General features: G+C 62.5%; 19 protein-coding genes and 1 tRNA gene. 13 read left to right on the forward strand and 7 right to left on the reverse strand.

Translation table 11 applies throughout. The annotated features are described in order from the left end of the window. The 4 genes from G8767_RS24975 to egtD all read left to right on the forward strand — a co-directional run. On the forward strand, positions 1 to 766 hold a 766-nt coding region (locus G8767_RS24975), incomplete at its 5' end, for a glutamate-cysteine ligase family protein (RefSeq protein WP_240952767.1). Beyond that, on the forward strand, positions 763 to 2070 hold the full coding sequence (gene egtB, locus G8767_RS24980; RefSeq protein ID WP_166812452.1) for an ergothioneine biosynthesis protein EgtB: 1308 nt from the start codon (positions 763 to 765) through the stop codon (positions 2068 to 2070). The genes G8767_RS24975 and egtB, both read left to right, overlap by 4 nt. 1 nt (position 2071) lies before the next feature. Continuing rightward, the gene (gene egtC, locus G8767_RS24985) at positions 2072 to 2818 is read left to right on the forward strand and encodes an ergothioneine biosynthesis protein EgtC (protein ID WP_166812454.1); all 747 of its coding nucleotides are present in this window, start codon (positions 2072 to 2074) and stop codon (positions 2816 to 2818) included. Further along, entirely contained in the window at positions 2815 to 3786 is a 972-nt protein-coding gene (gene egtD / locus G8767_RS24990; RefSeq protein WP_166812456.1) for an L-histidine N(alpha)-methyltransferase, read from the forward strand. Before egtC ends, egtD begins: the two co-directional genes overlap by 4 nt. A 107-nt stretch (positions 3787 to 3893) precedes the next feature. Here egtD and G8767_RS35915 read toward each other — a convergent pair whose 3' ends face one another. Beyond that, entirely contained in the window at positions 3894 to 4319 is a 426-nt protein-coding gene (locus G8767_RS35915; protein ID WP_240952769.1) for a hypothetical protein, read from the reverse strand. Between the two features lie 1233 nt (positions 4320 to 5552). On the opposite strand from G8767_RS35915, the gene G8767_RS25000 reads away from it, so the two are divergent. Continuing rightward, complete coding sequence (locus G8767_RS25000; protein WP_166812460.1) at positions 5553 to 6758, forward strand: PQQ-dependent sugar dehydrogenase; 1206 nt, start codon at positions 5553 to 5555, stop codon at positions 6756 to 6758. Between the two features lie 19 nt (positions 6759 to 6777). Here G8767_RS25000 and G8767_RS25005 read toward each other — a convergent pair whose 3' ends face one another. The 6 genes from G8767_RS25005 to G8767_RS25030 all read right to left on the reverse strand — a co-directional run bounded on the left by G8767_RS25005 (position 6778) and on the right by G8767_RS25030 (position 12854). Next, entirely contained in the window at positions 6778 to 7665 is an 888-nt protein-coding gene (locus G8767_RS25005; RefSeq protein ID WP_166812462.1) for a cyclase family protein, read from the reverse strand. Beyond that, the gene (locus tag G8767_RS25010; RefSeq protein ID WP_166812464.1) at positions 7665 to 9245 is read right to left on the reverse strand and encodes an SLC13 family permease; all 1581 of its coding nucleotides are present in this window, start codon (positions 9243 to 9245) and stop codon (positions 7665 to 7667) included. Before G8767_RS25010 ends, G8767_RS25005 begins: the two co-directional genes overlap by 1 nt. 77 nt (positions 9246 to 9322) lie before the next feature. Then, the gene (locus G8767_RS25015) at positions 9323 to 9856 is read right to left on the reverse strand and encodes a hypothetical protein (RefSeq protein WP_058226039.1); all 534 of its coding nucleotides are present in this window, start codon (positions 9854 to 9856) and stop codon (positions 9323 to 9325) included. A gap of 362 nt (positions 9857 to 10218) precedes the next feature. Further along, positions 10219 to 11199, reverse strand: a complete 981-nt coding sequence (locus G8767_RS25020; RefSeq protein ID WP_003946284.1) for a ribose-phosphate diphosphokinase — start codon at positions 11197 to 11199, stop codon at positions 10219 to 10221. A 54-nt stretch (positions 11200 to 11253) separates the two neighbouring features. Next, on the reverse strand, positions 11254 to 12705 hold the full coding sequence (glmU, locus tag G8767_RS25025; RefSeq protein ID WP_166812467.1) for a bifunctional UDP-N-acetylglucosamine diphosphorylase/glucosamine-1-phosphate N-acetyltransferase GlmU: 1452 nt from the start codon (positions 12703 to 12705) through the stop codon (positions 11254 to 11256). Positions 12706 to 12783: 78 nt separating this feature from the next. After that, positions 12784 to 12854 (reverse strand) — tRNA-Gln (locus G8767_RS25030). A 154-nt stretch (positions 12855 to 13008) separates the two neighbouring features. Between G8767_RS25030 and G8767_RS25035 the strand changes: the two genes are divergently transcribed. From G8767_RS25035 to G8767_RS25070, 8 genes are all read left to right on the forward strand, one after another. Continuing rightward, positions 13009 to 13662 carry a TetR/AcrR family transcriptional regulator gene (locus G8767_RS25035; RefSeq protein ID WP_095972137.1) on the forward strand — a complete coding sequence of 218 codons (654 nt, stop codon included), beginning with the start codon at positions 13009 to 13011 and terminating at the stop codon, positions 13660 to 13662. A gap of 189 nt (positions 13663 to 13851) precedes the next feature. Further along, positions 13852 to 14493 carry a ScbR family autoregulator-binding transcription factor gene (locus G8767_RS25040; protein WP_003946317.1) on the forward strand — a complete coding sequence of 214 codons (642 nt, stop codon included), beginning with the start codon at positions 13852 to 13854 and terminating at the stop codon, positions 14491 to 14493. A gap of 285 nt (positions 14494 to 14778) precedes the next feature. Next, entirely contained in the window at positions 14779 to 15225 is a 447-nt protein-coding gene (locus G8767_RS25045; RefSeq protein WP_095972138.1) for a holo-ACP synthase, read from the forward strand. Continuing rightward, entirely contained in the window at positions 15218 to 15460 is a 243-nt protein-coding gene (locus G8767_RS25050) for an acyl carrier protein (RefSeq protein WP_095972139.1), read from the forward strand. Before G8767_RS25045 ends, G8767_RS25050 begins: the two co-directional genes overlap by 8 nt. Next, positions 15457 to 16647, forward strand: coding sequence for an acyl-CoA dehydrogenase family protein (locus G8767_RS25055; RefSeq protein ID WP_166812469.1), 1191 nt, complete (start codon positions 15457 to 15459; stop codon positions 16645 to 16647). Before G8767_RS25050 ends, G8767_RS25055 begins: the two co-directional genes overlap by 4 nt. After that, entirely contained in the window at positions 16644 to 17600 is a 957-nt protein-coding gene (locus tag G8767_RS25060; protein WP_166812471.1) for an amino acid--[acyl-carrier-protein] ligase, read from the forward strand. Before G8767_RS25055 ends, G8767_RS25060 begins: the two co-directional genes overlap by 4 nt. Beyond that, positions 17600 to 18586: a DUF1839 family protein gene (locus G8767_RS25065; RefSeq protein ID WP_095972142.1), complete on the forward strand. Its 987-nt coding sequence runs from the start codon at positions 17600 to 17602 to the stop codon at positions 18584 to 18586. Before G8767_RS25060 ends, G8767_RS25065 begins: the two co-directional genes overlap by 1 nt. A 2-nt stretch (positions 18587 to 18588) precedes the next feature. Beyond that, positions 18589 to 21171, forward strand: coding sequence for a glycosyl hydrolase (locus G8767_RS25070; protein WP_166812473.1), 2583 nt, complete (start codon positions 18589 to 18591; stop codon positions 21169 to 21171). Positions 21172 to 21179 lie beyond the last annotated feature (8 nt).

Here is a 21179-nt window from a genome sequence, read left to right on the forward strand (position 1 = left end):
ATCCCGCTTCGCCGGGATAGGCCCGTACGGCACGTTGATGATGTGCAATACCGCAGCAGTACAGGTCAGTGTCGATGCCGGCAGCAGTCCTGAGTCCATCGCCCAGCGTTGGCGACTTCTCGGGGACATGGGCCCGGCCCTCATCGCTGCGTTTGCGTGTTCTCCGCGCCTGCAAGGGGTTCCGAGAGGAGATTGGGCCTCCCAACGCATGCGGACGTGGCTCGAACTCGATTCCTGGCGAACAAGTGCAGTCCCGGAAGCGCAGGACTACGCAGGCTGGGCGCTCGACGTTCCGCTGATGTGCGTGAGGAACGAGGGCGACGATTGGACGGCTCCGCGGGGTGCCACCTTCGGAGACTGGATCGACGGCGCATTGGATGCCGAGATCGGACGTCGCCCGGTCTGGGCGGACTTGGACTATCACCTGTCCACGCTGTTCCCGCCGGTTCGCGCTGTCGGCCACCTGGAGGTTCGCTACATCGACGCACAACCGGGAGATCTGTGGCGAGTGCCGATAGCAGCGGTCGACGCGTTACTGTCCGGGCCCGCTGTGATGCGTGAGGCGAGTGATGCTGCAGCGTCAACGGCCGGGCGGTGGCGAGACGCGGCCGAGTACGGCTTGGATGACGTCGAACTACGTTCGGCGGCAACATCTCTGATGTCGCTTGCCGCCTCGTATGCGCCGGAGCCGCAGTTCGTCCGCCTTCTCGATGCCGCTGCCGAACGGTGTTGTCGCGCCATCGTGCCCGGTGAGAGCACCACATGACGGAGGAGGTCACCAAGGAAGCGGTCGAGGCCGTGCTTCTGCGGGCGCGTGAGCGGTCGACGCTGCTCACCGACTGCGTCGACGATACCGAATTGATCGCTCAGCATTCCCCGTTGATGAGTCCACTCGTGTGGGACCTGGCGCATATCGGCAATCAAGAGGAACTCTGGCTGGTGCGCGACGTCGGTGGCCGCGATCCGGTGCGTAGCGACATAGACGAGCTGTACGACGCGTTCAAGCATTCGAGATCGTCGAGACCCACACTTCCCCTGCTCAACCCGTCCGAGGCGCGCGAATACGTACGTACTGTTCGCGGGAAGGTCTGGGATGTGCTCGAAGCCAGCACGTTCGGGCGCACAGAACTCGACATGGACGGTTTTGCCTTCGGGATGATCGCGCAGCACGAACAGCAACACGCCGAGACCATGCTTGCGACACACCAATTACGTTCGGGGCCCACGGCACTCGTTGCGACACCCGCTCCGCAAGCGGCTCGCATGCCGGAACTCGACGAGATCACGATTCCCGCCGGCCCCTTCGTCATGGGAACCGACGACGAACCGTGGGCACTCGACAACGAGCGCACCGCACATCAGGTCTATCTCACCGACTTCGCGATCGACAGATTTCCGGTCACCAACGGGCAGTTCGTCGAATTCATCGAGGACGGTGGGTATTCCCGCCCGGAACTGTGGTCTCGCGACGGTTGGCGGCATCGTGTCGATGCGAAACTTCGTGCACCCCTGTTCTGGGAACGCGACAGTTCGGGTTGGTGGCACGAGACTTTCGGCGTCGAAGCTCCGGTTCCACCGGACAAGCCGGTAGTGCACGTGAGCTTCTACGAGGCCGAGGCCTACGCCAACTGGGCAGGCAAACGGCTTCCCACCGAGGCGGAATGGGAGAAGGCGGCGCGGTGGGATCCGGAATCCGGAAGATCACGACGGTTCCCCTGGGGGGACGTCCCCGCAGACGAGAATCTCGCCAATCTCGGTCAGCGCCATCTCGGTCCCGCCGGCGTCGGCTCGTACCCGGCGGGTGCGTCGGCAGCGGGTGTCGAGCAGATGATCGGCGACGTGTGGGAGTGGACGTCTTCGGGTTTCCATCCGTATCCGGGGTTCCGGGCCTTCCCGTATCGGGAGTACTCGGAGGTGTTCTTCGGCGGCGACTACAAGGTGTTGCGAGGGGGATCGTTCGGGACCGACAGCGTTGCCTGTCGCGGGACGTTCCGCAACTGGGACCACCCGATCAGGCGCCAGATCTTCTCGGGTTTTCGGTGCGCCAGAACGATTTCGGGTAGACCCTGACATGTGTCGGCACCTCGGGTATCTCGGGCCGCCGCGTTCGGTTCGTGAACTCCTCCACGACGGCGAGAACTCGCTGATGCGACAGTCGTGGGCACCTCGCGAGATGCGTGGCGGCGGGACCATCAATGCCGACGGATTCGGTGCGGCGTGGTGGAACGGTGGAAGGCAGGGACGGTACCGCAGTGTCTCGCCGATCTGGTCGGACCCGACTGTCGACGAGACGTTGTCCCACATCGATTCCGGATCCGTTCTCGCTGCCGTACGTTCCGCGACGGAGGGGATGGCCGTCGAGATCGGGGCCTGTGCACCGTTCGTCGACGGAACCTACGCTTTCAGCCACAACGGAGCGGTATCCGGTTGGCCTGGTTCACTTGCCGACTTGGCGGCGGAGGTACCCGCCGTCGAACTGCTGAAGATGCCCGCCCCGACGGATGCTGCCTTGTTGTGGACAGTGCTTCGGCATCGGTTGAAGTCGAAGCCCGCGGAGGCCGCCGTGACGAGCCTCGTTCACGATGTGGCTGCGGCGGCACCGGATTCACGATTGAACCTCCTGTTCGGCGACGGGCAGGAACTGTGGGCCACGGCGTGGGGCCACACGCTGTACACGCGAGTCGACGAGTCGCGGGCCCTGATCGTTTCCGAACCGTTCGATCAACTCCCGGACTGGCAGCAGGTGCCGGACCGGCACATCGTCTGCGCGCGTCCCGGTCATTTGATCATCACCCCGATTCCGATGGGAGAACAATGAAAACCCCTACACTCGAGGTTTATCTGACACCGGCCGAATCGGTCGACGCACTGCGAGCCGAGGCCAGGGAGGGCTTGACCGCTACGCCGAAATGGCTCTCGCCCAAATGGTTCTACGACGCGCGTGGAAGTGAATTGTTCGAGGAGATCACGGCCTTACCCGAGTATTACCCCACCCGTACCGAGCGCGGCCTGCTCGCGCAGTACGCCGACGAGATCGCTGCGTTGACCGAACCCGAGATCCTGATCGAACTGGGTTCCGGTTCCGCGGAGAAGACCCGGTTGCTCCTCGACGCGATGACCGCTCGTGGAACTCTGCGAACGTATGTACCGCAGGATGTTTCGGTGACGGCACTGGAAGGCGCGGCGCAGCAGATCGGTGCCGAGTTTCCCGGAATCGACGTGGTCGGAGTGGTCAGCGACTTCACCGGCTCGCTGCATCATCTGCCCGGTGGCGGACGGCGGGCGGTCGCGTTTCTCGGCGGAACTCTCGGAAATCTCGTTCCGGCAGAACGAGCCGATTTCCTCTCGGGGATCGCGGCGGTGCTCGATCCGGGGGAGAACCTGATCCTGGGCGTCGGATTGGTGATCGATCCGGCTGTTCTCGTGCCCGCCTACGACGACGCTGCCGGCGTGACGGCGCAGTTCAACCTCAATGTTCTCGCGGTCCTGAACAAGCAACTGGGAGCGAACTTTCCCTTGGAGGACTTCCGCCACGTCGCGCTCTGGGACGCCGAGAACGAGTGGATCGAGATGCGACTGGAAGCGATTCGAGAACTCTCGGTGCGTATCGACGACCTGGATCTGGAAATCACCTTCGCAGCGGGCGAGCAACTGCGAACCGAGATCTCGGCGAAGTTCACCGAGGACGGGATTGCCGCGGAACTCGCGTCCGCAGGCTTCGGGGTACGGAAGGTGTGGACGGATCAGGATCAGCGCTTTGTGCTGTTGTGTGCGCAGCGGGCGTGAAGTGGGCACATGTCAGAGGATGCTGTCTCCGCCTTGGGTATCGGTGAACTCCCCGGGATTCCGCAAACTTGTCGGTAGGTGCCCGTAGTATCGATCATATGTTCGAATCAATGATTTCCGCGGATGCGCTGTTTCGGCAGCATGCGGAAATCGCGCGCGCCCACTTCCTCGAGATCGACGCAGTCACTGCGCTGTACCTGGACCGTTGTGAGGAGGACGCCGCGGTTGGAGTCAACGAGGCTTTTCAGGGTCAATTCGCGCACGTGGAGATCGCGTCGAGACTGAGTATTACGGAGTATGCCGCGCAGAAAATGATTGCACTGGGATGTGACCTGCGCTGGCGGCTCCCGCGGGTGGCGGCCGCTTTTGCTTGTGGTGACATCGATCTGGCCAAAGCGACGGCACTGTCCGAAGCTCTCGCCAATGTTTCCGAGCACGCGCTCGATGAGATCGAGCGACTCCTCGTGGACGGTGCCTGCCGTACAACCGGTAACAAGTTGAAGGCGCGCGCACGAGGTCTCATTGCTCGGCACGACCCTGATGGGGTGCGTGCCAGGCGGGTTCGTGCGGAGGCGGATCGGGACGTTCGGACGTGCGCGTCTCACGACGGCATGTCGACTCTGGACGGAATGCTTCCAGCGGTCGGCGCTCAGACTTTGGCGACCAGACTCCGTGCGATGTCGATGCAGGTGTGTGGTTCAGATCCGAGAACTTTCGGGCAACGTCGTGCCGATGCACTGATCGCATTGGCGGAGGGAAAGACGTTGTTGGATTGTCAGTGCGACGGCGATTGCACTAGCAGGGACGATTCGAAGACCTCCGCGCTCCCGATTTCGACAATTCTTGTGGGTGTCAACGCTTCCACCCTGCTCGGATTCGACGACCTGCCAGGCTATTTGCAGGGGCACGGCCATATCGATGCCGACCTTGCGCGCGCGATCGCCGCGGATGCCACGTGGCAGAGAGTCCTCACCCTTTCACCGTCCGAGGTGCAACATTGTTCGACTGCGGGGGCAGTCGGACCGGTGCTCGGCGTGGGTCGGTCGATGCGCTCACCGGAGATACTGCCCGCTGTGACAAGGGGTAATCGCTCGACAAGGGGCAATCGCTCGAGAAGGAACAGTGGTTCGCGGCGCAGTGAATGCACGTACCAGCCGTCCGCGGCGTTGGCGAAGATTGTAAGGACGCGAGACGGTACGTGCCGCTTTCCGAATTGTGTTGTGCGTTCTGATAGTTGCGATATCGATCACACAGTGCCGTTCGATCACGGCAACCCCGCCCAGGGAGGACCTACTGCAGAACGGAACTTGGCCTGTCTGTGTCGAAAACATCACCGACTGAAGACGTTTGGCAGGTGGACAGTGCAGCAAATCGGGGGTGGTCATCTGGAGTGGAAAGATCCCTCAGGACGACGAACGGTTACCGCGCCCGTAGGCATGTTTTGTGCCCCCGAAGTGAGAGTGCCCGACGCGGCGAGACCGCATTTGACGGACGACGATGCGCTGGAACGACGTTTCGGGCTTCGGGACAGGGGAGTGGAAGCGGATCTTGAATACCTCCTGGACTGGAGTGTGCCCGCCTGGCGGAAGGCACGATCTGCATCAAGACGGACCGCGTCCCCGCTGGCGAACGCTTTGTCGGAGTTTGCAGACTTCTGAAGGGGTTTCGTTTCTCCTGTGGCCTGCGGGTATAGCGCGACGGCCCGAAAAATGGTGTTTGTCTGTTTATAGTGAGGCGCAGAACGGTTTCCGACCCGAGGAGAACGCGTGCGTCATCCGAAGCTCGCCGCATTGACCGTGGCCCTGACTGCAGTACTGGTGATGCCGGTGGCGCAGTGTGTGGCTCAACCATTCCCCTTCGACCCCGGCAGTTTCGGCAACGGAAGCACCGGATCGTTGGGGAGCGACGACCCGGACATACCCATCGAGAACACCCTCCCACAGCTGTCGGTCACCACACTGGTCGACGGACTCGATCACCCCTGGGACGTCGCGGCGGCCCCGGACGGCGCGATCCTGACCGGACAACGGTCCGGCGGATTCTTCGTTCGCCGAAGCGACAACACGACAGGTCCAGTCTCTGCTGACCTTTCGGATCTCTACGCGCAGTCCGAAACCGGACTCATGGGCATCGCGCTTGCTCGCGACTTCGCTCAGTCGCGCACCCTGTACACCTGCCAGGGATTCAGTGCCGGGGGAGTCACGGACGTTCGAGTGATCTCGTGGACCGTCGACGCCGGATGGACCGCACTCACGCGAACCGGAACCGTACTGCCCGGGATCCCGGTCTCGTCAGGGCGTCATGGTGGGTGCCGAATTCTTGCGGCCCAGGACGGAACGCTGTTCGTCGGAACGGGTGACACCGCGACACCGAGCGTGCCGCAGGATCCGAATTCGCTGGGCGGCAAGGTCTTGCACATCAATGCCGACGGAACTCCGGCGGCGGGGAATCCGAATGCTTCCAGCCCGGTCTACACGCTCGGGCACCGCAACGTCCAAGGCTTGGCCGTGCAACCCGGATCCGGCCGGGTGTACTCGGTGGAGCAGGGCACAAGCGTCGACGACGAAGTCAACCTGCTTGCCCCCGGCGGAAACTACGGCTACCGCCCGGATCGGCTTCCCGGAACGTACGACGAATCCGTGCCGATGACCGACCCGGTGCGAGTGCCGGGAGCGATTGCGGCGGTGTGGCGTTCGGGTAGCTCGACGTTGGCTACCGCGAGCGCTGCCTTCACCGGTGGGGCTGCGTGGGGTGCCTGGGACGGTGCGCTCGTAATGGGTGGTCTCAAGAGCAAGGAACTGATCTTCCTCCGCCTGAGTGCCGACGGACGCTCGGTCGACGCGCAGACCTTCGGGTTGGAGAACCAGTTCGGTCGCTTGCGGTCGGTGACTCCGACGCCCGACGGTTCGCTTCTGGTGACCACGGACAACGGAACAAGCGACAAGGTGCTTCGGGTGACACCCACGCCCTGATCTCTCAACACGTCAGCGTTCAGTACCAGGCGATAACCCGGCACGGACCACCGGAACCGCCCGCGTGCGTCGGCGCGCCCACCATCACCGTGGCGCCGGCGGCTGGAAGTGCGGACAGGTTTGCAAGGGCTTCGACTGCGTACTTTCCTGAGCCCAAAGCGCTTCGGTGAGCCCCGTGGGTCGTGCTTCGGCCCGCGTCGATGCTGAGGGTGTCCGAGCCCACGGCGACTATGTCGCGCTCGCGGACGAGAAAGTCGATCGCCTCGGGGGCGAATCCCGGTGTGTGCTGCACGCCGAGCGCATCTCGATTCGTGAAGGCACCACCGGCACCGGCTCGGGTATCCCAACCCGAGTTCATCGCCACCAGGCTGCGGGGAGATATCGTCCCGTGGACGGCTTCCCAATCGAGGATGTCCTGGCGGGTGAGCAATGTGTCAGGGTCGACGGCGGCGCGGGCGCTGATGTCGACGACCACAATCGGTACGACGAGGTCGGCAACCGGAATCTTCTCGACGGTGATCCCGTCCGCACTGGCGTGTGCGGGCGCGTCGATGTGAGTACCCGTGTGTTCCTCGAGGCGGAGTTCGTTGAGGTAGAACTTTCCACCTGACCCGGCAGAACCGAGCGAGCCCAGAGACCCACCGGCGTCGGCGATCTTCGCCAGGTTCCTCATCTCGAACGAGCGCGCGCCCGGCCACACCGGGAAATCCGGCGTCAGTACGTGTGTCAGATCGACAATGGTCCGACCCGATGGCGCTGCCGACGCTATGGGCTGCACCGCGCCGGCCACGACGGTCGCGCCGAGCGCAGTAGTGCCGAGCGCCGCGAAGATCGATCGTCGGCTGACCTTCCTGCCCTCGCGTCCGATCGATTCGTAGACCTCCGACAAGACCTTCGGTGAGCACATCAGAAACTCCAGATCACTGGGATCAATACGGTTGCAACTATCAGGAACCACAACAACATCGGGAGTCCGAGCTTCCAGTAATCACCGAACTTGTACCCGCCAGGCCCCATCACCATCATGTTCGCCGGCGTGGCTACGGGCGTCAGGAACGATGCCGCGGCTGCGACGGTGACCGTCATCAGTAGGGGCAGCACCGAGATGTCGAGTTCGATGGCGACCGAGATGGCGATCGGCGTGATGATCAACGCGGTCGCGGTGTTGCTGATCAGCTGGCCCAGAGTCGCCGTCACGACAAAGAGCCCGGCGACGACGACATACGGGCTTGCACCACCGACGACGTCGACGAAGGCATGCGCGAGTTTCTCGGCTGCGCCGGTCTGCTGGATCGCGGTCGACAGCGGGATCATTCCGCCGACGAGAATCAACGTCGTCCACGAGATGGACCGATGCGCCTGCTCGACACTGATGACTCGTAGCAGCACCATCGCACACGCCGCGAGGAGTCCGGCTATCGCCGACGGCACCAATCCGAACGTCAGCAACACGACCATCGCTGCGACGACGACGAGAGCGATGACCGCGCGGGTGCCCAACGGCGCTGCCTGCTTACGGATCTGGGCAGGTGCGTCCACCACGAGGACATTCGGATCGACCGCGGTGTGCGTGTCGAGATCGTCCCAGCTGCCTTGCAGGAGGAGCGTGTCACCTGCCGCCAACTTGACGCCCTTGGGGCCGCAGTCCTCACCGGCACGCTGGACTGCGAGGATCACCAGATCGCCACTGTCGGTCACCATGCCCGGAAAAGCTCTGTCGCCGATCATTTCCGAGCGCGGCGGGATTATCACCTCGACCACACCGTCGTGCTTGGTGATCAAGGGCTCTGCGGACGGCGCATCCTTGCCCATCAGCTGATACTGCTTCGCGAGGGTCTTGGCGTGTCGGCTCAGGTCAGGCGACATGGACGTCCCCGCACGATGGGGGAGGACGTGAGGGCCGAGAAGTACGGCGATCGCGATCGTTCCCAACACCAGGGGCGCACCGACCAAGGTGAAACTGAAGAACCCGAAAGCACCGGCCCCGGATTCCTCGGCGGCTTCGGAAACGATGATGTTGACCGGCGTTCCGGTCAAGGTGAGCATCGACCCGGCATGGGCGGCAAATGCCAACGGCAGAAGCAGTTGTGACGTCGACTTACCGAGACGCACCGCCAAGACGACCACCATCGGCACCAACGCGGCCACGGCTCCGTTGACGCTGATCAGTGCGGTCAACGCGGCAACCAGCAACATGATCGCACTCACGAGACGGACTCGGGATTCGCCGACTTTCGCCAGCAGTTTCTCGCCCGCCCACGTGGTGACGCCGGTGGCGTCGAGGGCTTCGCTGACGACGAAGAGCGCGGCGATGAACACCACCGTGGGATCGCCGAATCCTGCGAGCGCCTGCTCCATCGTGATCACACCGGTGGCGTACAGCGCCAGGGCAGTGCCGATCGCGATGATGCCGACCGGGATTCGGCCGATCACGAACAGCGCCACTACCAGTGCAAGCACGACGAAGGTGATGGTGATGTCATTCACGATTCGTAAAGGTACCTGCTCATACAGAACGGCCCCGTCTCGCAAGGAGACGGGGCCGTGGGACGGACGCGAAGGAATTAGTTGGAGGCGGCGATTCGGGCCTTCTCGAGAGCAGCCAGCGTGCGAAGAACCGTGGCCTTCTGCTTGTTGAGATCGCTCAGTCGAGCGCGCGCCGGCAACCCTTGTGCGAGTTCGGCGACCTTGATCTGCTCGTCGATCGAACCGAGCTGATCGAGAAGCCCTAGGACGCGCGTCTGGAGCGTGTCGATGTCCACGGTGTCCGTCTTGACCGGAGCGGCAACGCGCGTCGCGGTGCCCGTGCTGGCGGGGCGGGAAGCGCGTGCGGGCGACGTGTCGGCGACAACCGTTGCGGCGCGGGGCCGGATTGCCTTGCGAACCGCGGCCGCATCGGGAAGGACGTCCATGCGGATCTCGTTCAGGACTCGGCGTGCCTCGCGAGCGTTGACGCGGTACTCGCGCTCTTCGTCGTCGTCGGACTGCAGCGTGCCGCCGAGCGGGCGCAGACCGTACATGCCGAGGAAACGCTTCGCGTCGTCGATGATGCCTTCGTTTTCACGGCATTTTCCGCAGCGGGGTTCGTTGCGAAACATGTCCACGGAGTTGTCGTCTCCGCACCAGACACAAGATCCTGGGCGCCACCGCCGGATCGTCGGAACTGATGAATTCAGGGAATGAGATTCGGGCCGGGATTCCAGGGTTTGCGCGTCGATCACGACGAGCCACACTAGGCGAAGATTGCGGCGCGGTGAACACCGCCCCAACATCGACCTGGGTTTCTCGACGCGGGCGTGATCAAGATCATGCTGATTGCCGCTTTTGGTGGTATTCGTGTGTCCCACAGGTGGTTTCATGATGACCAGGTGGTCTGTTTCTGTGAGGTTCGCGAAGACGACTACGGGCGCGTACCGGTGACCGTAAAGTCACAGGTACGCGCCCGTAGTGCGGCGGGAGACTAGGCGCTGCCGTTGAACAGCGAAGTCACAGAACCGTTCTCGAAAACTTCCTTGATGGTGCGTGCCAGCAGCGGTGCGATGGACAGCACCGTCAGCGTCGGGAACTTCTTCGACTCGTCGATCGGAAGTGTATTGGTGACAACAACTTCCTTTGCGCCACACGTCGACAGACGCTCGGCCGCAGGGTCGGACAAGACGCCGTGGGTTGCGGCGATGACGACGTCACCCGCACCGGCCTCCTTGAGGACCTTGACCGCACCGGCGATGGTTCCACCGGTGTCGATCATGTCGTCGATCAGGATGCAGGTGCGACCTTCGACCTCACCGACGACGCGGTTGGACTTGACCTGGTTGGGTACCAACGGATCGCGCGTCTTGTGAATGAATGCCAGCGGTGCTCCGCCGAGCGAGTCGGCCCACTTCTCGGCGACACGAACGCGGCCCGAGTCGGGGGAGACCACCGTGATGTTCTCGAGGTTGTAGCCCGCGCGAATGTGGTTGGCCAACTGGCTGTGTGCGTGCATGTGATCGACGGGCCCGTCGAAGAAGCCCTGGATCTGATCGGTATGCAGGTCGACCGTGATGATGCGATCGGCGCCGGCGGTCTTGAGCAGGTCCGCGATCAGGCGAGCGGAGATCGGCTCGCGTCCGCGGTGCTTCTTGTCCTGGCGGGCGTACGGGTAGAACGGGAGCACTGCAGTGATGCGCTTTGCCGATCCACGCTTGAGAGCGTCGATCATGATGAGCTGCTCCATCACCCACGTGTTCAGCGGTGCCGGATGACTCTGCAGGACAAACGCGTCGGAGCCGCGAACGGACTCTTCGAATCGAACGAAGATCTCGCCGTTCGCGAAGTCGCGCGCGGTCTGCGGGGTGACGCGGATGTCGAGTTCCTTCGCCACCTGCTCCGCCAACTCGGGATGTGCGCGACCCGAGAACAACATCAGGTTCTTCTGGTTGTCGATCCAATTCGCAGTCACTGGTTCATGCCATCCTTTTGTACTTGCCGGTCGATCTGGTGGTGATCTGTGCTGTCAGGTTGTTGCAGGGCTGTCAGGTTGTGCAGCCGCTGCAGCGGCGTCGGCCGCAGGAGTGCCGGGTCGATTCTTCTGCACCCAACCCTCGATGTTGCGTTGCGCCCCACCCGAGACGGCAAGCGCCCCAGGCGGTACGTCGTTCTTCAAGACCGTGCCCGCACCGGTGTATGCGCCGTCACCAACAGTGAGTGGGGCGACGAACATGGTGTCGGAGCCGGTTCGGACGTGCGACCCCACCACAGTACGGCTCTTGTTCACCCCGTCGTAATTGACGAAGACGCTCGAAGCTCCGATATTGCTGTGATGGCCGATGGTGGCGTCGCCGACGTAGGTAAGATGCGGAATCTTCGAATGCTCGCCGATATCCGCGTTCTTGGTTTCCACGTAAGCGCCGATCTTGCCGTGTGCACCCAGGCGGGTACCCGGCCGGAGATAGGCGAAGGGGCCGACAGTTGCGTCCGCGCCGACAACAGAGTCGGTCCCGTGCGAGCGGACGACCACTGCGCGCTCGCCGACTGTCACGTTGTCCAAGGTGGTGTCCGGGCCGATCACGGCGTCTTCGCCCACCGACGTCGTGCCGGTCAGCTGAACTCCGGGCAGGAGCGTCACGTCCTGCGCGATGTGCACGTCGCAATCTATCCAGGTGCTCGCGGGGTCGACGACGGTGACGCCGGCGCGCATCCACGACTCCAGGATTCGACGATTCATCTCGCGGGCGAGCGTCGAGAGCTGCACTCGGTCGTTGGCGCCGGCGACGAGAACCGAATCCGCGATGTGTTGCGCACGAACACGCTTTCCTGCGCGTCGAGCGATCATGATCACATCGGTGAGATAGAACTCGTGCTGTGCGTTGTTGGAGTCGAGGGATGCCAGGGCGTCGCGCAGAGTTTCGAAGTCGAAGGCGTACACCCCTGAATTGACCTCGGTGATCGAGCGCTGCGAATCAGTGGCTTCCTTCTCCTCGACGATGGCGTTGACCTCGCCGTCCGTCGTGCGAAGGATTCGTCCGTAGCCGGTGGGGTCGACGGCCGTCGACGTCAACACCGTGACCGCGGCAGCGGGAGCAGCCGTGTGCTGGGCGAGGAGATCCGCGATGGTCTTGCCGTCGAGCAGGGGCACGTCGGCGGCTGTGACGAGTACGGTCCCGGCGAAGTCGGCCGGCAGCCCCTCGAGCCCGCAGCTGACGGCGTGCCCGGTGCCCTTCTGTTCGTCCTGAACGGAGACGGTGACGGGACGACCCAGCTCGCCGGCGACTGTGTTGACGGCCTCGGTGACACGCTCACGATCGTGGCCGACGACGGTCACGAGGTGCGTGGGATTCAGTGAGGTTGCCGCGTGAAGCGAATGTGCCAGCATACTGCGTCCGGCGAGAGTGTGGAGGACCTTGGGAGTCTTCGACTTCATTCGTGTACCGGCACCCGCTGCGAGAACGATCACGGCGGTCTGCACTGGTTTGAGCTCCCTCTGTCGATCAAGCTGTCGATCAAGACATGAATTTCCGCTCGGGAAATGCATGTTGTTCACCAGCTCCGCCGCCAGGACTCGAACCTGAACTATCTGAACCAAAATCAGAGGTGCTGCCATTACACCACGGCGGATTGCCACGCATTGCCGAGCCTTGCGGCCGAACGCGCGAAAGAATAATCGCACGCCGACCCGCCGTAGGTCGAACCGCTCCTCCGATTGGGCCCCCGAAGTCCCGATAGGCTGAGTGTCCACAGCAACAATTTGTGAGTCGGCGAGAGGAAGACAATGGCGACGGTGTCCGGTTCGGGTGGCGGGGATCCAGTTCCCGAACGAGCGACACGAATCCGGATGACCGGTACCCAACGGCGTCAGCAACTCATCGAGATCGGGCGGGCGCTCTTCGCCGAACGGGGATACGAAGCGACCTCGATCGAGGAGATCGCCCAGCGAGCGAACGTGTCCAAGCCCGTCGTGTACGAGCACTTCGGTGGCAAGGAGGGGCTGTACGCCGTCGTAGTGGACCGGGAGATGTCGCGCCTTCTCGAGATGATCACTTCTTCCCTCTCGCAAAATCGCTCGAGAGTTCGAGTCGAGCGGGTTGCGTTGGCTTTGCTCACCTACGTGGAAGAGCACACCGACGGATTCCGGATCCTCGTGCGCGATTCGTCTGTTGTCGCGCCAAGCGGAACCTACTCGAGCCTCCTCAACGACGCGATCAGTCAGGTGGGCTACCTGCTGGCGGGAGACTTCTCCAGACGCGGTTTCGACCCCGGACTAGCGACGATGTACGCGCAGGCGCTTGTCGGCATGGTGTCAACGACGGCTACGTGGTGGCTCGACGAACGAACTCCGTCCAAGGAAGTTGTCGCCGCCCACCTCGTGAATTTGTGTTGGAACGGCCTCACGAATCTGGAAGCCGACCCACAATTGGAGGGTTAACCAGGCGCGCCTGCCACGCAGAGATGGATCGCGGTCTAAGCTGTGTTCGCTGTATCACGATCGTTTGATGGGCAAATGTCTCATTTGTTTGCAGGGTGGGTTGAATGCCGAACCGTGCCTTCCATTTTGACGCTGTGAACGGGTAAGACCAAGGATTCGTTCGATGTGTGGTGATTGGAGGCCGGATCGATGGTGAGGCAAGAGCGGGCAGAAGCCACCCGTGATTCGGTGCTGCGCGGAGCAGCGGGTGTGTTCTTGCGCCTGGGCTATGCCAATGCCAGCTTGAGTGAGATCATCGCCGAGTCGCAGGTGACCAAAGGCGCCCTGTACTTCCATTTCGGGTCGAAGGAAGAACTCGCGCGGGCGGTGATCGACGAGGGTTCGGCACGTTTCGACGCAAAATGTGAGCTCTGGTTGGACCGTCGCACTCCGGCGCTCGAGTCGCTGATCGGTATTTCGTCGGTGATCGTCGACATCGGTGCGCACGACGCCATGGTCAGAGCGACGTTCCGATTGTTGGTCGAGATCGGCGACTATCGGGGCTCCGGGCCGGCGACTCTGGACGTCTGGCTCGACATTTACCGCGAACTTGCCAGCCGCGCGGCCGACGAAGGTGATCTTCGTTCGGATGCGGACTCTGCCGATATCGCTCGTTTCTTATTGGAAGTGGCGTCCGGAGTTCGGCTGATGGCAGCCGCTACCGGGACCGTTCGTGAGCTTTCGGACTCCATGAAGGCATCGTGGAACCTGATACTTCCGATCGTGGTCCCGGAATCGAAAGTTGAGTACTTCAGACAATTCGCGGCACGGCGTCTAGCCAGCGACCACTGAAATCGCAGCCCGCCCTGCGACTCGTTTGATTTGTTTGTTTGAAATGTCCTGGTAGGGAGCTTGTTCTCTTTGTTCTGCATTCGAAACAAACTGAGAGTATGTTTACAGTGTCGATGGGATTCCGGAAGTCTGATCTTGCCGACTATCGACGGATTGCGGTATGTTCTTCCGGTAGCTGAATAATTGCTGATAACGAGGGTTTGTCAGGGCAGGGTGACGGCGTCGGCGCACCGGGCAGCATAGGGGGCTGCCCGGCGTGTACGACCCCAGATGGGGAGTCAACAGATGGGTGACACTGCACCGACGCCGATGCTCGACATCGGCCCGCGTATCGGCTGTGACGTGGTGAACGTCGTGGATGTCACTCGAAGTATCGACCTCTTCGGGCGGAGGTATCTCGATCGAACCTTCACTTCACACGAATTGCAGACGTGCGCCGGTCCGGCGCGGGATCAGCGATTGGCTGCACGTTTTGCCGCCAAAGAGGCTGTTGTGAAGGTGCTGCGACCGGGTGACGTTCCCGTTCCGTGGAATTCCATCGAAATCACTCGGGCCGACTGGGGTGGTTGTGGGGTGACGCTGTCCGGTAATGCCGCGGAACTCGCTCGGGCCCAGGATCTGCACGACTTTCAAGTATCTATCTCGCACGAAGCGGACGTTGCCATCGCAATGGTGATCGCAACTCGCTCGGGCACTCGCATCGAAAAGAAGGACGACATCGCTGATGATTGATCAGGCAATTCGGAAAGTGCTCGTCGAGCACGGTCGGCTGGCAGTCGACGTGAGCACGATCGACGGAGAGGCCGATCTTTACGAGTTGGGTTTGACTTCGCATGCGAGCGTGAATGTCATGTTGGCGCTGGAGGATTCGTTCGACATCGAGTTTCCTGACGAGTTGTTGCGGAAGAGTACTTTCTCGAGCGTCAAGGCGATCGAGGGTGCGCTGGCGGAGTTGGGTGCTGCATGAACGCTCCGCAATCGCAGTGCTCCACCGGGACGCCCCTCGAGCGCGCCGCACGGTTGGCCGACGACGTTGCAGCGGTGTGGGCCGACGAAGTCGATGCCGAGGCAAGGTTTCCTCGTGAAGCTGTCGATGCCATGCGGAGCGAACGGCTGCTGTCCGTGGCTGTACCGAGGGAACTCGGGGGCGAAGGGCTCTCGCTGCAGGAGGTGTCGCAGATCGCTCGCGTGATCGGAACGCGCTGTGCAGCAAGCGGAATGATTTTTGCTATGCATCAGACACAGATCTACTCGTTGGTCAAGCATGGCAACACCGAAGCGCTACGTGGGTTTATCGAAGAAACGGCGGACAAGCAACTGCTGTTGGCGTCGGCAACCACCGAGCTGGGAATCGGCGGAGATGTCAGCCGGAGTTACTGTGCGGTAGAAGATTTGGGTGGGCATCTACTACTGATCAAGAATGCGCCCGTCATTTCGTACGGTGAGCATTCCGACGCGATAGTCGTCACGGCCCGGCGAACACCGGAGAGTCAGCCGAACGACCAGGTTCTCGTGGTGTGTCGTACCCCAGACCTGACGCTCGAACGCACCACCGAATGGAACACGCTGGGACTGAGGGGAACTTGTAGTCTCGGTTACATTCTTCGGGCCACCTCGACGCCCGAGATGGTCGCCGACGTTCCGTACTCCGATATCTCCACCCACACGATGCTTCCGGTCTCGCACGTCGTCTGGAGTTCGGTGTGGCTGGGAATCGCCGACGCTGCGGTCGAGAAGGCGCGCAAGTACGTGCGTGCCGCCGCCCGTAAGCAGCCGGGAGTCACTTCGCCGGGGGCGCTGCGTCTCGCCGAAGTTGCTGCTTCCGCACAACAATTCGCCGATCTCGTCGATGCTTCTGCACGCAGGTACGACCGGGCGGTTCGGGCCGAAGAGGGTAGCGCCGATTTCGAGGCGACCGGCGCGGTGGGCTTTTCGCTCGCGATGAACAACTTGAAAGTCACAACCTCCACTGCGGTGGTGGAAATCGTCGGGCAGACAATGTTGATTTGCGGCATCTCCGGATATCGCGAGGACACCGAGTTTTCGCTCGGCCGGCACCTTCGTGACGCGCACGGCGCAGCTGTGATGGTGAACAACGATCGAATCATGGCGGGTTCAGCGCACATGGCAATCGGATACCGGGGAACGATATGACAAGCGAGACTGTGACAACCGAAACTGTGACCGGCGAGACCGACCTGGATCTGGCGCGGGCCGCATTTCAGCGCGAACTGCTCGTCGAGGGACTTCTCGTCGAGACGGAGGTACCGGGACTCTACGGGCGTTCCGGCGTGTTCGAGGACATCGTCGACGGTATCGACCGAGTGGTGGTTGCGGCAGGACCAGGCGCTGCCGCGACGCGGTTGCGGTTTCCGCCGGTGTTCCCGCGCAGCAGTTTCGAGCGCACCGACTACATCGCTTCGTTCCCCAACCTGACCGGCGCCATCAATACCTTCGCCGGTTCCAATCGCGATCACGCACGACTGCTCGCCGATCGCGCCGAGGGGCAATCGTGGGATCGCCACCTCGAGCCGACCGAGACCATGCTCGTGTCCGCTGCGTGCCATCCCGCCTATGCGCGATACACCGGAGTTCTCCCCGAAGGTGGGGTGCTGCTGGACATCTACGGTTTTTGCTTCCGGCACGAACCGGCGATCGATCCGGCTCGCATGCAAGCGTTTCGGATGCACGAGTTCGTGACTATCGGTGATGCCGCAGCAGCACGAGCGCATCGCGAGCACTGGATCGAGCGGGGACTCGAGGTGCTCGGTCAGCTCCAACTCGACGCCACCCCGGTGATCGCCAATGACCCTTTCTTCGGACGCGCTGGAAAGATGCTTGCAGCTAACCAGCGTGAAGAGAATCTCAAGACGGAACTGACGGTTCGGCTCTACGGAGATCTCGACGAGGGCACGGCAATCGTGTCCTCGAACAACCATCTCGACCATTTCGGTGTCAACTTCGACATCCGAACGGCAGCGGGCGGAGTAGCACACAGCTCGTGCGTCGGCTTCGGGATGGAGCGAATTGCCTTGTCCTTGTTGCGGACTCATGGTCTGGATGTGACTGCGTGGCCGACTACCGTTCGTGAACGAATGGGCATCTGATGTCCCGGCTCATCGACATTTCACCTGATCGCTACCGGCCCCACTCGTTGCACGAGGACGACCGGGTATGGGCGCAGACCAACTGCTACACGGATCTGTGGATCGAAGTGTTGCATTCGCTCGGATTGGATCCCGTCCCGGCATTGGCCTGTGCCTTCTCGTCGCGTTTCGACGGAAATCAGTGGACGTTTCTCAAACTCAAGGCAGAAGACATCTACGCGCTGTACGGAATCGAAGTCGCCGAGATGAACGTCTGGCGGGCGCCACTGATACATGTCGAGGACAATCTCGCGGTTGGGATGTTGTCGACGGTCGAGGTGGACGGATATTGGCTTCCCGACACCCTCGGAACGAGTTATCACGAGGGGCACACCAAGACCACGATCGTGCCCAATCGGATCGACAGGGTTGCCGGCGAGCTCGAATACTTCCACAACAGCGGGTATTACATGTTGCGAGGGGAAGACTTCTCCGGTGTCTTCGATCTCGATCGTTCCTCACTTCCGTCGTTTGTTCCTTACGTCGAACAGATTCGGTTGAATCCGGTCCATGCCACCAACGCCGGAAACATCGCCGAAGTGGCTCGGCGGAACGTCGCGGTTCGAGCAGCGGGTAATCCCGTGCGCGAGCTGGGGCGCAAGGTGATCGCCGACCTCGAATGGGTGCAGGGGGCAGGCATGGATGCCTTTCACCTCTGGTCCTTCGGGCTTCTTCGTCAGTGCGGTGCCAGCGCGGAGCTCGCGGCCGACGCCAGTGAGTTCCTGGACACCTCAGGTTTTTCCGGGATGGTCGAAGCTGCGGCGGATTTCCGCAAAGTGGCGTCCGGGGCCAAGAGCGTGCAGTTTCAGATGGCGCGCGCCGCCCGGGGCCGCGCCGTGGACCCACGTGAGCAACTCGACGAGATGGCGGTGTCGTGGAAGAGGGCGATGGAAGTCGTGGCCGACACGGTCGGCGTCGACTCGCATCGACATCTGAGGTTGGTCTAGCCGTGACCAGATCGTCGGCAGACGTGTTGGCCGGCGCGAGATGGCGTTGCGCTGCAACCGAACCCGGATCCGTGACTCATCCGGATGCTCTCGACACCGTGACCGACTGGGTGACGGCGTCCGTGCCGGGAACAGTCGTCGGTGCGTTGCGTGAGTCGCAATCGGACGCCGGACGTGCAAAACAGTTTGCATCGCCGTCAGTTTCGTCATCTGTTGAATCGTCGGATTGGTGGTTCGTAACCACAGCGGCTACGACCGGTGAGGGGTCGTGGCTGCTCCAGTTCGACGGTCTGACGGCGTTTGCGGACGTCTGGATCGACGGCGTCCTCGTCGCGTCCAGTGAATCCATGTTCGCACCTGGGGAAGTGAGCATTCCGGCCGGAGTCGGAGTGGGTGAACGTGTCCGGGTGGCTCTTCATTTTCATTCGCTCGCCGCGACTTTGAAGGCACGCCGCCCACGCGGACGTTGGCGCTCGTCGATGGTACGCGAGCAGGGCCTTCGGTGGATCCGAACCACGATGCTCGGTATGGCCCCTGTATTCAGTGGCGTGCCGGTGCCGGTGGGTCCGTGGCGAGGTATCCGGTTGTTGGACAAAAGGGTTGCCGCCGTAACCTCGGTGTCCACTCAGGCGAGTGTCCACGGCACAACCGGTCGCGTTGCGATCAGCGCTCGGCTCACCGGGTTGCCGGCCTCGCTGGACTACGTCACCGTGCGAGTCGGCGAGCACTCGCAACGATTGGCTGCGATTGCCGGACCCGACGGATTCCACGACGTGTCCGGCGTCGTCGAAGTGGCGGACGCGCAATTGTGGTGGCCGCATACGCACGGCGCCCCGTGTACCTATCCTGTGACGTTGGAAACGGACGGAGTCTCCGAGCATCTTGGTTCCGTTGGATTCCGGACGGTGGAAGTTGACAGATCCGATGGTGGATTCCGGTTGAGTGTCAACGGTATCGGTGTGTACTGCCGTGGTTCGGTGTGGGTGCCGACCGACCCGATCTCGCTCAAAGGCGACGCCGGCACCACCCGTGTGCTGGAGAAACTGGCCGAGGCGGGCCTGAACATGGTTCGAATCCCGGGGACGATGTTCTACGAGAGCGACCACTTCTGGGTCGAATGCGCGCGTCTGGGAATTCTCGTGTGGCAGGACATGATGTTGGCGACGCTCGACCCGCCCGACACCGACGAATTTTTCGAACTCGTCGCCGCCGAGGTCACCGCGTACCTGCGCAGGGTGCGTGGAAATCCCGCATTGGCAGTCTTCTGTGGGGGCAGCGAGACCGAACAGCAGCCGACCATGCTGGGCTTGGTCGATCAACACATCCCACTCATTCATTCGAGACTGCCGGAGTTGATCTCGACGGTGGCACCTGAACTCGAGTACGTGACGTCGTCGCCCTCGGCGCCCCGCGGGGGAGAGCAATTGACCACGCACGTCGGAAGCGGGGTCGCTCACTACTTCGGGGTGGGGGCCTATCGTCGTCCCTTGGCTGACGTGCTCAGCGCGCGAGTACGTTTTGCGACCGAATCACTGGCGTTTTCGATTCCACCGTCGAATGCCGTGATCGAGAACGAATTCGGTTCACTCACCGTCGCGGGGCACCATCCGGCGTGGAAAGCGGCGGTGCCGCGGGACAACGGATCGTCGTGGGATTTCGAGGATGTACGGGACCACTACGTCCACGCGCTCTTCGGCGAAGATGCTCGTGAAGTCCGGTGGTCCGACCCGGAACGCTATCTCGACCTCGGACGCGCAGCTGTCTGTGAGGCGTTCGCATCCACTCTCGGTTACTGGCGTCGGCCGGACTCTCGGTGCGACGGCGCCTTGACGCTCGCACTGCGGGATCTGGAGCCCGGACCGGGGTGGGGGGTCCTCGATTGGAACGGCGACCCCAAAGCTCCGTGGTTCGTGCTCCGCAGGAGCGCCAAACCGATCGCGCTCCTCGTCACGGACGACGGTATGGACGGATTGAGGCTCGACGCGATCAACGAGACCGCCGAACCTGTCGTCGGCGAGATCAGGTTTCGAGCGCACAGTCGGTCAGGTGTCGTCCCGGTCGACGTCGCGTTACCGGTCAAGGTGGAGGCGCATTCGAGTCTGACCTGGTCGGTGGACAGTCTTGTCGGCCGTTTCACCGACCTCACTCACGTCTTTCGGTTCGGGGCGCGGACATACGACGCCGTCACCGTCACACTCGAAGGCGAAGACGGCGAGATAGTGGACGAAGTGGTGCACCTCCTGGGGAGTCCGGCACGGCCCCTCGAGCGGTCGGTCGGACTTGTCGCTACTGCGCGCGCCATCGGCGACGACGAGTGGGTCGTCGACGTCACGACCGATGCTGCCGCCCAATACGTTGCCCTCGAACTGCAGGGCTTCGAGCCCGAAGACTCCTGGTTCCACCTCGCGCCGAACGGTCGCAGGACCGTGCATCTGCGGAGAACCGGCCAGGCAACGAAGGTAATCGGCCGGGTTCGGGCGCTCAACTCTCACACCAGCGTGGCCGTGACACCGCCGAGCGTCCCGGCCACCCGATCTTCACCGACCAAACGGACGACGAAGAAGACGAGCGTTGCGGGAAACTGAACGGATCG

Source organism: Rhodococcus sp. IC4_135 (assembly GCF_011602025.1).
Lineage (GTDB): Bacteria > Actinomycetota > Actinomycetes > Mycobacteriales > Mycobacteriaceae > Rhodococcus_F > Rhodococcus_F baikonurensis.